The sequence below is a fragment of the Streptomyces sp. NPDC000594 genome (assembly GCF_040299965.1).
In the GTDB taxonomy this organism is placed as follows: Bacteria; Actinomycetota; Actinomycetes; order Streptomycetales; family Streptomycetaceae; genus Streptomyces.
Genome location: NZ_JBEPCY010000015.1, coordinates 1 through 15,115, shown reverse-complemented (window position 1 = coordinate 15,115; position 15,115 = coordinate 1). Strand labels below are relative to the sequence as shown.

At 73.4% G+C, this 15,115-nt stretch carries 12 protein-coding genes; 3 read left to right on the top strand and 9 right to left on the bottom strand.

What is annotated here, in order from left to right:
- Positions 1-16: 16 nt before the first annotated feature.
- Positions 17-910 (bottom strand): lipoyl(octanoyl) transferase LipB, encoded by an 894-nt coding sequence (gene lipB / locus ABT354_RS21170; RefSeq protein ID WP_351496012.1) that lies wholly within the window; start codon positions 908-910, stop codon positions 17-19.
- 318 nt (positions 911-1,228) lie between these two features.
- Here lipB and ABT354_RS21165 point away from each other — a divergent pair, with 318 nt between their 5' ends.
- Entirely contained in the window at positions 1,229-2,704 is a 1,476-nt protein-coding gene (locus tag ABT354_RS21165; RefSeq protein ID WP_351496010.1) for an NsdA family TPR-like regulatory protein, read from the top strand.
- A gap of 347 nt (positions 2,705-3,051) precedes the next feature.
- Here the strand turns inward: ABT354_RS21165 and ABT354_RS21160 are convergent, their stop codons facing one another.
- Entirely contained in the window at positions 3,052-4,416 is a 1,365-nt protein-coding gene (locus tag ABT354_RS21160; RefSeq protein WP_351496008.1) for an NAD(P)/FAD-dependent oxidoreductase, read from the bottom strand.
- Between the two features lie 243 nt (positions 4,417-4,659).
- Complete coding sequence (locus tag ABT354_RS21155; RefSeq protein WP_351496006.1) at positions 4,660-5,565, bottom strand: TIGR01777 family oxidoreductase; 906 nt, start codon at positions 5,563-5,565, stop codon at positions 4,660-4,662.
- Positions 5,566-5,639: 74 nt separating this feature from the next.
- Here ABT354_RS21155 and ABT354_RS21150 point away from each other — a divergent pair, with 74 nt between their 5' ends.
- Positions 5,640-6,134, top strand: coding sequence for a GNAT family N-acetyltransferase (locus ABT354_RS21150; RefSeq protein WP_351496305.1), 495 nt, complete (start codon positions 5,640-5,642; stop codon positions 6,132-6,134).
- Positions 6,135-6,159: 25 nt separating this feature from the next.
- On the opposite strand, the gene ABT354_RS21145 is transcribed toward ABT354_RS21150, so the two are convergent.
- Positions 6,160-6,684 carry a DUF4240 domain-containing protein gene (locus tag ABT354_RS21145; protein ID WP_351496303.1) on the bottom strand — a complete coding sequence of 175 codons (525 nt, stop codon included), beginning with the start codon at positions 6,682-6,684 and terminating at the stop codon, positions 6,160-6,162.
- Between the two features lie 123 nt (positions 6,685-6,807).
- Here ABT354_RS21145 and ABT354_RS21140 point away from each other — a divergent pair, with 123 nt between their 5' ends.
- Positions 6,808-7,791, top strand: coding sequence for an SDR family oxidoreductase (locus tag ABT354_RS21140; protein WP_351496004.1), 984 nt, complete (start codon positions 6,808-6,810; stop codon positions 7,789-7,791).
- A 73-nt stretch (positions 7,792-7,864) separates the two neighbouring features.
- Here ABT354_RS21140 and ABT354_RS21135 read toward each other — a convergent pair whose 3' ends face one another.
- The 5 genes from ABT354_RS21135 to sucB all read right to left on the bottom strand — a co-directional run.
- Positions 7,865-8,848, bottom strand: coding sequence for a helix-turn-helix transcriptional regulator (locus tag ABT354_RS21135; protein WP_351496001.1), 984 nt, complete (start codon positions 8,846-8,848; stop codon positions 7,865-7,867).
- 78 nt (positions 8,849-8,926) lie between these two features.
- On the bottom strand, positions 8,927-9,757 hold the full coding sequence (locus ABT354_RS21130; protein WP_351495999.1) for a MerR family transcriptional regulator: 831 nt from the start codon (positions 9,755-9,757) through the stop codon (positions 8,927-8,929).
- Positions 9,758-9,928: 171 nt separating this feature from the next.
- A complete protein-coding gene (gene aceE / locus ABT354_RS21125; protein WP_351495997.1) occupies positions 9,929-12,622 on the bottom strand; it encodes a pyruvate dehydrogenase (acetyl-transferring), homodimeric type in 2,694 nt (897 codons plus the stop codon).
- A gap of 335 nt (positions 12,623-12,957) precedes the next feature.
- The gene (locus ABT354_RS21120; RefSeq protein WP_351495995.1) at positions 12,958-13,581 is read right to left on the bottom strand and encodes a GntR family transcriptional regulator; all 624 of its coding nucleotides are present in this window, start codon (positions 13,579-13,581) and stop codon (positions 12,958-12,960) included.
- A 130-nt stretch (positions 13,582-13,711) separates the two neighbouring features.
- Positions 13,712-15,115 (bottom strand): 2-oxoglutarate dehydrogenase, E2 component, dihydrolipoamide succinyltransferase (gene sucB, locus ABT354_RS21115; RefSeq protein ID WP_351495993.1); only part of this gene is annotated, 1,404 nt, incomplete at its 5' end.

Sequence of the window (15,115 nt, the reverse complement as noted above, 5' to 3'; positions counted from 1 at the left end):
GGGCCGGAGCGGGCGGCTACCGGGGCGCCATCGGGACGGCGTCCGGGGCGGAAGGGGCGGGTGGGACCGAGGGGGCTGAGGGGGCCTGCGGGGCCTGGTCCGCCACGGTCCTCGGGTGCAGCTCGGCGGTCTCCAGCACCTCCCGCAGCCGCCGCTCCACCACCGGCAGCACCTCGGCGATGGTGATCCCGCTCCCCAGCTCGGCGGCGAGCGAGGTGACGCCCGCGTCCCGGATCCCGCAGGGCACGATCCGGTCGAACCAGCGGTTGTCGGGGTTCACATTGAGCGCGAAGCCATGCATCGAGACGCCCTTGGCGATCCGGATCCCGATCGCGGCCAGCTTGCGGTCCTCACGGCGCTGGCCGGCGTTGGAGGGGGCGTACTCCGGGCCGTTCAGCCGGGGGTCGAACTCCTCGTCGTGCAGCCGGGGGTCGAACTCCTCGTCGTGCAGCCGGGGGTCGAAGTCCAGCGAGAGACCGCCGAGCGTCGGGCGCTCCTCGACCGGGTCGCCCAGCACCCACACCCCGCTGCGGCCCTCGATCCGGCTGGTCGCCACCCCCAGATCGGCGCAGGCGAGGATCAGCGCCTCCTCCAGCCTGCGGACATGGGCCACCACATCCACCGGACGCGGCAGCTTCATGATCGGGTAGCCGACGAGCTGGCCGGGGCCATGCCAGGTGATCTTGCCGCCCCGGTCCACATCGACGACCGGGGTGCCGTCCAGGGGACGCTCGCTCTCCGCCGTACGGCGCCCGGCGGTGTAGACCGGCGGGTGCTCCAGCAGCAGACAGGTGTCCGGGACCTCGTCCGCGAAGCGGGCGGCGTGGACCTCGCGCTGCCGCTGCCACGCCTCCTGGTACTCGACCGCTTCCGCACCGAAGCCCAGCCGGACGAACCGCAGCTCACTCACGGCACTGCCTCCCTCGATCCTCACCGTGCACCCAGCACGCCCCAGCCACTGTACGGCGGCCCCCGGCCGGGTGCGGGGGCGGGCCGGACGGGGGTTCCACCGTCCGTGCGGGGCACCTCACGAGACGCCTCGGGGGCGGGACCGGCCGTCCCCCACAGGAGGGGTACGAAACCGTCAGTACCACCCCCGATCCTCACACGATCGGATGAAAGTGGGGCCGAGGCGGCGGTACTCGCGGTAAGGGCCGCTACATTCGCGCCGTTCCTTGAGGGCCACCAGGGCTGTGACCGGCCCGGAAGGCAGGAGACCGCATAGCTGATGACGGAACGACCCTCGCCGCGCATGCCCAACCGCCAACTGGCCGCACTCATCCAGGAGGCCGGATTCTCCCATGCGGGCCTGGCCCGGAGGGTGGATCAGCTCGGTCTCGAACACGGACTGGACCTGCGCTACGACAAGACGTCCGTGACGCGCTGGCTGCGGGGCCAGCAGCCACGCGGTACGACACCGGCACTGATCGCCGAGGTCTTCACCCGCCGGCTCGGCAGGCGGCTCTCCGCACAGGACCTCGGGCTCGACGCCTGTGCCCCCGTCTACGCGGGGCTGGAGTTCGCCGCCACCCCCGAGGAGGCCGTGGACATCGTCAGCGGGCTGTGGCGCAAGGACTCCGGCAGCCATATGGAACTGCGCAAGATCGCCTTCACCCCGGCGGGGCTCGTGGTGCCCAGCCGGGACTGGCTCATCGGGCGCGCCGACGACCGGGTCGGCCGGGGCGAGGACCGCACCGGCCGCGACCCGGGGTACGGCCGGGTGCCCACGCAGGGCGGCCTCGGCGGCGTACCCCGCCAGCGGGAACGCGGCACCGACCGGGGCGCCGACAGAGGGCCCGGCCAGCGCGTCACCAGCGGCGACATCGCCGCGCTGCGCTCGGTCGGCGAACTCTTCCGCACCCTCGACCACGCCTATGGCGGCGGCCACGCCCGCCAGGCCCTGGTGCGCTATCTGGAGCACGAGGCCGAGCCGATGCTCCGCGGCACCTACGGCGAGGCGGTGGGCCGCCGGCTCTTCGCCGCGGCGGCCGATCTGACCCGGCTGGCCGGGTGGACCTCGTACGACATCGCCGCGCACGGTCTCGCCCAGCGCTACTTCGTCCAGGCGCTGCGTCTCGCGCAGGCGGCCGGGGACCGCGCCTATGGCTCCTACGTCCTGGTCACGATGGCCCGCCAGGCCGTCTATCTCGGCCATGGACGGGAGGCCGTCCAGCTCGCCCGGGTCGCCCAGCAGGGGGTCGGCCCGGCCGCGCCCCCGGTCGTCCAGGCGCTGCTGCACGCGGTGGAGGCACGGGGGCACGGGGTGCTCGGCGAGACCCGCGCCTGCACCGCGTGTCTGCTCCGGGCGGAACGGGCCTTCGGGGCGGTCCGGCCCGGTGACGAGAGCCCCGCCTGGGCCCGTTCCTTCGACGAGGCCGAACTCACCGACGAGTTCGCCCATGCCCACCGGGACCTCCAGCAGTACCGCCAGGCGGTCCAGTACGCCGAGCGCTCGCTCCAGCTGCGGCCGGTGGGGATGGCCCGCAGCCGGCTCTTCTGCCGGGTGGTCCTGGCGACGGCCCGGCTGGCCATCGGGGAGCTGGACCAGGCGTGCGCGCTGGGGGCGGAGGCGGCGTTGCAGGCGGCGGAGATGAGGTCGGCGCGGGCGCTGGAGTATGTGCGGGACTTCGAGCGCAGGCTGGAGCCGTATCGGGACGCGGCGGCGGTACGGGGGTACCGCGACCGTGTCGCCGCCCTCGGCTGACCCCCGCGACGGCCCCTGCCCCGGGGGCCTCCCCGGGGCCCCCGCCCCGACCCGAGCCCCCTCGGGCCCTGGTCGGGGGCCGCCCCCCGAACCCCAGCGCTTCAACGGCTGGCGAGGCTGATTCTGTCCGCCTCGGCCCTGTGTCGGGGCCAGCCCCGAACCCCGCTCCTCAAACGCCGGAGGGGCTGGAGTTTGAGGCCCCGCTCCTCAAACTCCCCCAGACTTCGTCCGGGGACCCCCATGGGGCTGATTCTGCTCACCCCGGCGGAGAGCCCAAAACCAGCCTCGCCGGCGGTTGAGGCGCGGGGGTTCGGGGGCTGGCCCCCGACGGGAGCCCGAGGGAGGGGTCAGGCCGCGGCGTCGCGGACGGGGTGGAGTTCAGGGGGGCGGACGGCGAAGTCCTGGAGGATCGCGGTCGCGGTGCGGCGGGCGGAGAGCAGGGCGCCCTGGACCGTGCTGGTGGCGCGGTGGTCGCCGCAGACATAGAGGCCGGAGAGGACGCGGACCGGGCGGTGCACGTCATGGGGCGCGTCCATCGCGGGGACGGCGTACGGGTCGTGGTGGACCGCGAGCAGCTCCCAGGCGTCCGTGGACACCCCGTAGAGCCGCGCGAGCTGCGCCCGTACCAGCCGGTCCAGACCCGGCACCGGCGGGCCCAGGACGGTCGAGGAGACCAGCGTCCCGCCACGGGGGGCACGGGCGGGGTCGACCTCGCTCATCACCGCCGTGTGGGCGACCGGGCCCGCGCCGTCCGCGTCGAGCACCAGGGACGCTCCCGTGGGCGGTGGCTGCGGAGCGCTGTGGTGGACCACCGTCACCGGGTGGAAGCGCGGCACCCGCAGCCCCGGCAGGACCTCCGCCGCCTCCCGCGCCCCGGTCGCCAGCACCAGCGCCCGGCAGGAGAGGGTGCCGTACTGCTCCGTGGTGACCCGGTTGATCGAGGCGTCCCGGACCCGTACCCCCGTGACCACCGTCCCCTCGGGGAGCGCCGCCGCCAGCCGCTCCGGCAGCAGCGAGGCGCCCCCGGCGGGCACACAGAGCCGCCCGCGCGCGAAGCCCCGTAGCGCCAGATCGGCGCAGCGGCTCGATGTCCTCAGCTCCGGGTCGCACAGGAGCGCGGAGAGCAGCGGGCGGAGGAAGCCGTGGGCGGTACGGGGCGGCAGCCCCCGCGCGGTGAGGGTGTCGGCGGCGGCCCGCTCCGGGCGGGCCATCAGCCGTTCCACCGAGGTGCCCGCGAGCCGGGCGAGGGAGGCGCTGAGCCGTGCCTCGTCCAGCGGTCTGGGGGCGCTTGCCAGGGCGCGTGCCATGGTGAGTGCGCTCCTTGTGCTCCCCGCCTCCCCGGGGCGCCGGACGCTCTCCCCGGTGCGCTGGAGCCGTCCGCCGCTGTGCATCAGCACCCCCGGCGCGAAGGTCCGCAGGGGCACGTCCACCAGGCTCGCGGTGTGCCGCAGCTCGGTGTACGAGGTGCTGAGCAGCTGGCCCACCCGGTCCAGCCGGAAGCCGTCGATCTCCTCCGTGGTGAGTCTGCCGCCCGGTCGGTCGGCCGCCTCCAGAACACTGACGCTGACTCCCGCTCTGGTCAGCCGATGAGCCACCGAGAGGCCGGAGATCCCGGCCCCGACGATGATGACGTCCGCGTGGTCCGTGGTCGGACCGGTGCCGATGAGCACGTGCCCCTCCCCGAGGTCGGCGTGGAGCTGTGCGGGGGACATGCCCCGCCGGGCTCCTGGAATGCCCGCGTTCGCATCGAGCGTAGGGACGGGTGGCCGATGCGCGACGCGCGCACGGAGCGGGGCAACGGAGCGCGGGGGCGCACTCCCCGGGGGGTCCGACGGGCGGGGCTGGGGGCGGTGGGCAGGCTGGTTCCGGGGAGCCGCCCGTGCCCGGTGGGACCGGGTGGCGGGACGGCGAGCGCCGGGTGCGGCGGGGCGGCGGGGACCGTGGACGGCGGGCGGTCAGGCGCCCGGGGCCGGGGCGAGGGCCGCCCCGATCGCCTCGTCGATCCCCGGGAAGGCGAACGAGAACCCGGACTCCAGCAACCTCGACGGCACCACCCGCTGACTGCCCAGCACATCCCCCGCCATCTCCCCGAGCACCGCCCGCAGGGCGAACGCCGGGACCGGCAGCGGGGTCGGCCGCCGCAGCACCCGTCCCATCGCCGCCGTCACCTCGCGGTTGGTCACCGGCGCCGGGGCCGTCAGATTCACCGGCCCCGCCAGCGACTCCGTCTCCAGGATGTGCCGCAGCGCCGCCACCTCGTCGTGCAGGGCGACAAAGCTCCAGTACTGCCGGCCGTCCCCGAGCCGCCCGCCGAGCCCCGCCCGGAAGAGCGGGAACAGCCGCTGCCAGGCCCCGCCCTCCCGGGCTACCACCAGACCGGTCCGCGCGTACACCGTCCGGATGCCCGCCTCCTCCGCCGGGGCCGCCGCCTCCTCCCACGCCACACAGACATCCGGCAGAAAACCCTCGCCGGGCGGGGCGCTCTCGTCCACCGCGCGCTCCCCGGTCTCCCCGTAGTAGCCGATCGCGCTGCCGCAGACCAGGACCGCCGGCGGGGTCTCCAGCGCGGTCACCGCCTCCGCCAGCGCCGCCGTCCCCAGCACCCGGCTCTCCCGGATCTCCCGGCGGTACTCCTCGGTCCAGCGGTGGCCGGCGATCGAGGCGCCCGCCAGATTCACCACGCCGTCGCAGCCGGCCAGGCCCGCCGTGTCCACGTACTGGCGGACCGGGTCCCACTCCACCTCCGCCGCCGACCGGGCCGGGCGCCGCACCAGGCGCACCACCTCGTGCCCGTCCGCGCGCAGGGAGCGCATCAGCGCCGTACCGATGAGTCCGGAGGAACCCGAGATCGCGATCCGCATGAAAACCAGTCTGCCCCCGGGGCCCGCCATGACACAGTTGCGCCATGTCCGAGTCCGTCGTGTCCGAGTACGCCATGTCCGAGCCGCGCATACGCCCTGCCCGACCCGGTGACGAAGCCGCCCTCGCCCGTCTCGACCATGACACCTGGTCGACCCTCCACGCGGTGCTGCCGCGCTCCGACGCGCCCCGGAATCCGTTCTTCCAGGACGGCAACCGGCCCGAGGACCTGATCGTCGCCGAGGGGGACGACGGTGGAATCCTCGGCTACATCAAGACCGTCTTTCCGACCCCGCTGGAGTGCAACCGCCATGTGCGGCAGATCCAGGGGCTCGTGGTCGCCCGGACGGCCCGGGGCCGGGGGGTGGGGCGGGCGCTGATCCGCGCCGCCCGCGCCGAGGCGCACCGCGCCGGCGCCCGCCGGATCACCCTGCGGGTCCTCGGCCACAACGCCCCCGCCCGCGCCCTGTACGCCGCCGAGGGCTTCGTGGTCGAGGGCGTCCTCCCGGGTGAGTTCCTCCTCGACGGCGTGTACGTGGACGACATCCTGATGGGCCGCCCGCTCCCGTAGAACCGGCTGCGGGGGAGAGCCGGGCTCAGACCGGGCCGAACCGTGCCCACAGCCTGGGGTACCGCTGGGCCAGCGCCGTGTCGTCCGTCAGCTCGACCGGCGCCCCCACGGGCCGCTCCGGCCCCTCCGGCAGCCCCAGCTCCGGTGCGACGACCCCGGTGAGCTGCTCGTACGCCTCGTCCGCCGCGTATCCCAGATCCTCCCCGTCCCCGTCGATCTCCGGGTCGAACTCCTCGTCCAGCAGCTCCGTGAGCGCCTCCGGCTCATGCACCGCGCCCTCGAAGACCTCCCGCCCCTGGCCGATGAGCCAGCAGCGGAAGGAGTCGAAGGCGTCCTCGTCCGCCCCGTCCAGCAGCACCGCCGCCGCTCCCCACAGCTCCCAGGTGTACGCCCGTGTCCAGCGCGCCTCGAAGTGCCGGGCGAAATCCAGCACGGAGTCCGGGTCGAGCCGGGTCAGCCGCTCCACCAGCAGATCGGCATGGTCCTCGGGGTCGCCCCCGGAGGCCTCACGGGTGGTGTCCACCATCTCCCAGAACTCCGTCTCGTCCATCACGGGTCCAGCATCACGGTCCGCACCACCCCGCGCACCCGGAGCCGCCGAACAGCTGATGGACATCGGATGCCGCAGAATGCCGGACAGCGGGTGTCCGGTATCCATGCGAGCGTCCTGCCCATGACGAATCCCCGTACGACCTCCGGCACGGCACCCACGAAGACCACGAAGCAGACACAGACCACGAAGAACACGGAATCCCCGCTGGCGGGACAGGTGGCGCTGGTCGCCGGGGCCACCCGGGGCGCGGGCCGCGCCATCGCCGTCCAGCTCGGCGCGGCGGGTGCCACGGTCTACGCCACCGGCCGGACCACCCGCGACCGGGTCAGTGAGATGGGCCGCCCCGGCGAGACCATCGAGGAGACCGCCGAGCTGATCGACGCGGCCGGCGGCCGGGGCATCGCCGTCCCCACCGACCACCTCGAACCGGACCGGGTACGGGAGCTGATCGCCCGCGTCGACCGCGACCACGGGCGGCTCGACATCCTGGTCAACGACGTCTGGGGCGGCAACGCCCTGCTCGACTTCGGCACCCGGATGTGGGACGTGGATCTGGAACGGGGGCTGCGGATGCTGGACCTCGGGGTCAGGACCCATGTCATCACCAGCAGCATCGCCCTGCCGCTGTTGGTCCGCCGCCCCGGCGGGCTGGTCGTGGAGGTCACCGACGGCACCGCCCGGACCAACCGTGAGCCGCGCGAGAACTTCTACTACGACCTCGCCAAGAACGCGCCCATCCGGATGGCCCGGCTGCTGGGCGAGGAGCTGCTGCCCCTGGGCTGTACGGCGGTCGCGGTCACCCCCGGCTTCCTCCGCTCCGAGGAGATGCTCGACCACTTCGGGCTCACCGAGGAGAACTGGCGCGACGGCACCGAGGCCCAGCCGCACTGGTCGCTCTCCGAGAGCCCGGTCTATCTGGGACGGGGGCTCGCCGCACTCGCCGCCGACCCGGGCCGGCACCGATTCAACGGACAGTCGCTGGACAGCGGGGAACTCGCCCGGGAGTACGGGGTCACCGACACCGACGGCAGCCGTCCCGATGTCTGGGGGTACATCCTGGCGGAGAAGGCGGGCGGGCAGCCCGCCCCGGAGGACTACCGCTGACGGGCGCCCCGGAGCCCCGGCCGTACCGGCGGAGGCCGCTCGTACCGGCGGATGCTGCCCGTACCGGCCGAGGTCAGTCGTACAGCCCGGCCGTCCGCCGTGCCGCATCCGCGAACCTCGTACGCAGCTCCGCCGGCTCCAGTACTTCAAGATCCGGACCCAGGGTGAAGAGTTGCACAAAGGCCACGTCGGGCGACTCGACGGGCAGCGTCAGGGTGATCCTGCCCCGCTCGTCGGCGGGGCCGGCCGCCGCCAGGGCCTCGCGGGCGGTGGACCGCTCGGTGAGCCGCGGCAGCCGCCGGGCCCCCTCGGGGGTGACCCGGACGACGATCTCCGAGCGGAGCAGCGAACGGTTGAACTCTTCCGCCCGCCCGGCCCAGAAGCCGGGCAGGTCGAACTCCTCGTCCCGTTCGAAGGAAGCATCGGTACCGTCCGGCACGGTCCGGTCGGCCGAGACGAAGCGGTCCAGCCGGTAGACCCGGTACGAGCCCTCCACCCGCGCGCACAGGTACCAAACACCCGCCTTGAGGACGAGCCCGTACGGCTCCAGCTCCCGTTCGACGGGCTCGTCCCGGCGGTTGCGGTACTCCACCCGCAGCCGCCGGTCCTCCCACACCGCCCGCGCCACCACCGGCAGCAGCGGCGGGGTGACCGGCTCCTGGAACCAGCCCGGCGCGTCCAGATGGAACCGCTGGGCCGCCGTCCGGGGCGCGTCGCTCAGCGAGGGCAGCAGCGCCGCCGACACCTTGAGCCGGGCCGCCGACGCCGCGTCGTCCAGCCCCATCTCCCGCAGCGCCCCGGGCAGCCCGGAGAGGAAGAGCGCCGCCGCCTCGTCCCGGCCGAGCCCCGTCAGCCGGGTGCGGTAGCCGCCCATCAGCCGGTAGCCGCCCGCCCGGCCCCGGTCCGCGTAGACCGGGACCCCCGCCTCCGACAGCGCCAGGGCGTCCCGGGTGACCGTCCGCTCGGAGACCTCCAGCTCCCGGGCCAGCTCGGCCCCGGTCATCGAGGGCCGGTTCTGGAGGAGGAGCACCATCTTGATCAGCCGGGCAGCACGCATCCCTCCATCATGGCCGAGGGCGCGGGCCGACCGCCCCGGGCACCGTGGACGGAGGGCGCGGGCGGGCGGCCCCGGGGATCACACCAGGGGTTCCTGGAGTTCGACCACCCACGCCGAACGGTCGTCCGGGGCCTCCAGATAGACCTCGCGGGAGTACCCGGCCGACCGGTGGCCGCCCGCCGCGATCCAGCGGGCCAGGGTCTGTTCCGCGGCCACGATGTTCTCGATCGGCCCCCGGTGCACGATCGTCGCCGCCTCCTCGATGGGCGGCAGGTCCACGACCGTGAAGTCGCCGCCCTCGCGGAGCGGTACATCCGGGCCGACGGTGAGGGCCGCGTGGACCACCACCCTGCCCTCACCGCCGGGGGAGCGGGCCTCCTCGTAGTAGGCGATCGAGGGCCCGCCGGGCACCACCCCCGCCGCCGCCAGGCCCTCGCACAGCCGGTCGTACAGCGGCTCGATCACCGGGCCGATGTCCTCGGGGGAGTAACTCGCCGCCTCGGCGGACAGCTCCGCCACCCGGACGGCGGGGACGGACTTCACAACGATCTCGTCGGTGGGCATCTGGCCCTCGCTCTCGATGGTCCGGAGCCTCGCCTCGACCTGGCCGAGCAGCGCCGCCGACCGGGCGACGGTTTCCGCCAGCTCCGCCCGGCGCAGGATCAGCATCCCCCGCAGCTCCTCCGTGGTCACCCGGTCCGCCAGGATCAGCCCCACCTGTCCCAGGGTGAGCCCCAGATCCTTGAGGGCGATGATCCGGTTGAGCCGGGAGAGCTGGTCGGCGGTGTAGTAGCGGTAGCCGCTGTACGGGTCGGTACGGGCGGGACGCAGCAGCCCGAGCGCGTCGTAGTGGCGCAGCATGCGCGGCGATACCCGGCCGTGCCGGGCGAAGTCTCCGATGGTGAACATGGTCCCTCCAGGGGACGGCCTCACACGGTGTCAAGGTCAACCGGTGTCGGGGGCGACCACGACCGGCGCGGTACGGGTACCGGGGTTCGGGTACGGGAACGCCCCCGGGCGGACCTGTCGGGGTCCGTCCGGGGGCGTTTCCGGTGTGTCCGCGCGGCGGGACGCCAGGGCTCAGAGGCCGTAGCGCTCCCGCGCCTCCTTCACCGAGGAGGCCGGGACCTCGCCGCGCCGGGCCAGCTGGGCCAGGGCCGCGACGACGATCGACTGCGGGTCGACCCCGAAGTGGCGGCGGGCCGCCTCACGGGTGTCGGAGAGACCGAAGCCGTCGGTGCCGAGCGAGGACCAGTCCTGCTCCACCCACTGGCTGATCTGGTCCGGGACCTGACGCATCCAGTCGCTGACCGCGAGGACCGGACCCGGGGCACCCGCCAGCGCCTGCTGGATGTACGGGGTGCGCAGCTCGCCGCGGAGCAGCGCCGCGTCGGCCTCCAGCGCGTCCCGGCGCAGCTCGCCCCAGGAGGTGGCGGACCACACATCGGCGGTGACGCCCCACTCGGCGGCCAGGATCTCCTGGGCCGCCAGGGCCCAGTGGATCGCGGTGCCGGAGCCCAGCAGCTGGATCCTGGGCGCGCCCGCGGCCGGGGCGGTGCCCTCCTTGAAGCGGTACAGGCCCTTGACGATGCCCTCCTCGACGCCCTCGGGCATCGCGGGCTGCGGCTTCGGCTCGTTGTAGACGGTGAGGTAGTAGAAGACGTCCGAGTCCTCACCGGGGCGGGCCTCGCCGTACATCCGGCGCAGACCGTCCTTGACGATCACCGAGATCTCGTACGCGAACGCCGGGTCGTAGTTGAGCGACGCCGGGTTGGTGGACGCGATCAGGTGCGAGTGGCCGTCCGCGTGCTGGAGGCCCTCACCGGTCAGGGTGGTGCGCCCGGCGGTGGCGCCGACGATGAAGCCCTTGCCGAGCTGGTCGGCGAGCTGCCACATCTGGTCGCCGGTCCGCTGCCAGCCGAACATCGAGTAGAAGATGTAGAACGGGATCATCGTCTCGCCGTGCGTCGAGTACGACGTGGCGGCGGCGATGAAGTCGGCCATGGCGCCGGCCTCGGTGATCCCCTCGTTGAGGATCTGGCCGTCCTTGGCCTCCTTGTAGTACATCAGCTGGTCGCGGTCGACCGGCTCGTACGTCTGGCCCAGCGGGGAGTAGATGCCCGCCGACGGGAAGAGCGACTCCATACCGAAGGTACGGGCCTCGTCGGGGACGATGGGGACCCAGCGGCGGCCGGTCTCCTTGTCCCGCATGAGGTCCTTCATCAGCCGGACGAAGGCCATGGTGGTGGCCATCTCCTGCTTGCCCGAGCCCTTCTCCAGGGCCTGGAAGGCGCGCGGCGAGGTGGCCGCCGGGTCCGGCAGGACCACCGGGTGCACCCGGCGGGCGGGGGCCGGGCCGCCGAGGGCGGCACGGCGCTCCTGGAGGTAGCGGACCTCGGGGGAGTCGGCGCCGGGGTGGCCGTAGGGCACCACACCGGAGTCGAAGGCGCTGTCGGCGATCGGGAGCCCGAGCAGGTCACGCATGCCCTTGAACTCGTCGATCGACAACTTCTTCATCTGGTGGTTGGCGTTCTTGGACTCGAAGCCCTTGCCCAGGGTGTGACCCTTGACGGTCTGCGCCAGGACCACCGTCGGCGCGCCCTTGTGGGCGAGGGCCGCACGGTAGGCCGCGTACACCTTGCGGGCCTCGTGGCCGCCGCGCGAGGTGTAGAAGCACTCGGCGATCTTCGCGTCGGTCAGCAGCCGGCCCAGCTCCGCGAGGGCGGGCTCGGCGCCGAAGAAGTGCTCACGGATGTAGGCCACGTCACGGGTGGCGTACGTCTGGAACTGGGCGTCGGGGACCTCGCGCAGCCGGCGGACCAGGGCGCCCGCGGTGTCCAGCTGGAACAGCTCGTCCCAGGCGGAGCCCCACAGGGTCTTGACCACATTCCAGCCGGCGCCGCGGAACTGGGCCTCCAGCTCCTGCACCACCCGGAAGTTGGCGCGGACGGGGCCGTCGAGGCGCTGGAGGTTGCAGTTGATGACGAAGGTCAGGTTGTCCAGCTGCTCGCGGGAGGCGAGGGCCAGGGCCGCCGTCGACTCGGGCTCGTCCATCTCGCCGTCGCCGAGGAAGGCCCAGACATGCGAGTTCGCCGTGTCCTTGATGCCGCGGTTGTGCAGATAGCGGTTGAACCGCGCCTGGTAGATCGCGGAGAGCGGGCCGAGGCCCATGGAGACGGTGGGGAACTCCCACAGCCAGGGCAGCCGGCGCGGGTGCGGGTACGAGGGCAGTCCGGCGCCGCCCGCCTCCTGGCGGAAGTTGTCCAGGTGGGCCTCGGTGAGGCGGCCGTCCAGGAAGGCGCGGGCGTAGATGCCGGGGGAGGCGTGGCCCTGGATGTAGAGCTGGTCGCCGCTGCCGTCCGCCTCCTTGCCCCGGAAGAAGTGGTTGAAGCCGGTCTCGTACAGCCAGGCGGCGGAGGCGAAGGTGGCGATGTGGCCGCCGACGCCCAGCTTGGAGCCGCGGGTCACCATGGCCGCCGCGTTCCAGCGGTTCCACGCGGTGATACGGGACTCCATCGCCTCGTCGCCGTCGAACGCGGGCTCGGCGGCGGTGGGGATGGTGTTGACGTAGTCCGTCTCCAGCAGCCGGGGCACGGGGACCCCGGCGGCTTCGGCGTGCTGGAGCGTGCGGCGCATCAGGTACGCGGCGCGGTGCGGGCCGGCGTGGTGGGCGACGGCGTCGAGAGAGGCCGTCCACTCGGCGGTCTCATCGGCGTCGCGGTCCGGGAGCTGGTCCAGCTCGCTCGGAAGCAGCTTGGCTACGGGGTCGGTCATGTCGCCGCCTTCCGGAGTGGAGTGGGGAGTAGGGGGTGGAGAGGGGGTGCCTTGTCGGGCAGGACAGGGCGACGGGCGGGTGAACCCGAAGATGACTGTAAGCCGCTGATCGATGATCGATCAAAGTATTCGCACATAAAAGTTCTCCGGAGGGCGAAATTGGCATTCCGTGCCTCGAAATAGGGCACCCGATGCCAAAGATTCCGCTTCTCCGGCGCTCATCTGTGAGGGAGCGACTCCGCCTGCGCGGCCCAGCGGGCTCATGCGGCCCCTGTGGCGGCCGGTACGGCTGGTATCGGCTCGTACGGCTCGCATGGCTTGTGCGGTACGGGGGATCACGCGCGGGGGGCGCAGCCCAGGACATGGGCCTTCACCAGCGCGCCGATCTGGGGGTCACGCCGCTGGAACGCCTCCACCAGGGCCTGGTGCTCCTCCGCGTAGGACTGCTGGACGGTGCCCAGCCAGCGGATGGAGAGCGCGGTGAAGACCTCGATGCCCAGCCCCTCCCAGGTGTGCAGCAGCACCCCGTTCCCGGCGGCCCGGACCAGCTCGCGGTGGAAGCCCACGGTGTGCCGGACCTGGCCGGCGGAGTCCCCGGCGCGGTCGGCCTCGTACAGGGCGGCGACATGCGGCTCCAGCGCCGAGCAGTCGTCGGCCAGCCGCCCGGCGGCCAGCTCGGCCGCGATCTGCTCCAGACCGGCCCGGACCGGATAGCTCTCCTCCAGGTCGGCGGCGGTGAGATTGCGGACCCGTACGCCCTTGTTCGGCGCGGACTCGATCAGCCGCAGGCTCTCCAGCTCCCGCAGCGCCTCCCGGACGGGGGTTTGGGAGACCTGGAGCTCGGTGGCGATGCCCCGCTCCACGATCCGCTCGCCCGGCTTCCAGCGCCCGCTGACGATGCCCTCCACGATGTGGGCACGGATCTGTTCCCGCAGCGACTGGACGACGGGCGGGGTCATGTGGGGGCTCCTTCTGGAGGACGAGGCCCACCGATTATCCCCGTGGGGGGCGGTGGGCGCAGTGGGGGAAACATGAAGCGCCCCGCCCGGTGGTCGCCGGGCGGGGCGCTGTCATCCGGCCGTGGCCGGATCAGAGACCCAGCTCGACCTCGAACTCGCCCGCTTCGAGGATCGCCTTGACCGCCGTCAGGTAGCGGGCGGCGTCGGCGCCGTCCACCAGACGGTGGTCGTAGGAGAGCGACAGATAGGTCATGTCACGGATGCCGATGGCGGTGCCCTCGGCGGTCTCCACGACCGCCGGGCGCTTGACCGTGGCACCGATGCCGAGGATCGCGGCCTGGTTCGGCGGCACGATCACCGTGTCGAACAGCGCACCGCGCGAGCCGGTGTTGCTGATCGTGAAGGTCGCACCGGACAGCTCGTCCGGCGTGATCCTGCTGCCCCGCACCTTGGCGGCCAGATCGGCGGTGACCTTGGAGATACCCGCCAGGTTGAGGTCACCGGCACCCTTGATGACCGGGGTCATCAGGCCCTTCTCGGAGTCCACGGCGATGCCGATGTTCTCCGAGTCGAAGTAGGTGATGGTGCCCTCGTCCTCGTTGATCCGGGCGTTGACGACCGGGTGGGCCTTCAGCGCCTGGGCCGCGGCCTTGACGTAGAACGGCATCGGCGAGAGCTTGACGCCCTCGCGCGCGGCGAACGCGTCCTTGGCACGGGCGCGCAGCTTCATCAGCTTGGTCACATCGACCTCGACGACCGAGGTCAGCTGGGCCTGGCTGTGCAGCGCCTTCATCATGTTGTCGCCGATGACCTTGCGCATGCGGGTCATCTTGACGGTCTGGCCGCGCAGCGGGGAGACCGCGAGGGCCGGGGCCTTCGCGGCGGCCGGAGCGGCCGGAGCCGCGGCGGGGGCCGGAGCGGCGGCGGCCTTCGCGGCCTGGGCCGCGTCGAGCACATCCTGCTTGCGGATGCGCCCGCCGACGCCGGAGCCGGAGACCGTGGACAGGTCCACGCTGTTCTCGGCGGCCAGCTTGCGGACCAGCGGGGTCACATAGACATCCGAACCGGCCACGGGGGCGGCCGGAGCCGGCGCGGCGGGCGCGACCGGGGCGGGCGCCGGAGCGGCGACCGGAGCCGGAGCAGCCGGGGCGGCGGGAGCCGGAGCTGCCGGAGCCGGAGCGGCGGCGGGCGCGGGAGCCGGGGCCGGAGCGGCCGGGGCGGCTGCCGGAGCCGGGGTCGCCGGAGCCGCGGGAGCTGCCGGAGCGGCACCCGGGGCGCCGATGACGGCCAGCTTGGCACCGACCTCGGCGGTCTCGTCCTCGCCGACCACGATCTCCAGCAGCACACCGGAGGCCGGGGCGGGGATCTCGGTGTCGACCTTGTCGGTCGAGACCTCCAGCAGCGGCTCGTCGGCCTCGACGGAGTCGCCGACCGACTTCAGCCAGCGGGTGACGGTGCCCTCGGTGACGCTCTCGCCGAGCGCGGGAAGGACCACATCGGTGCCGGTGGCGCCACCGGCGGCGGGCGCCTCGGC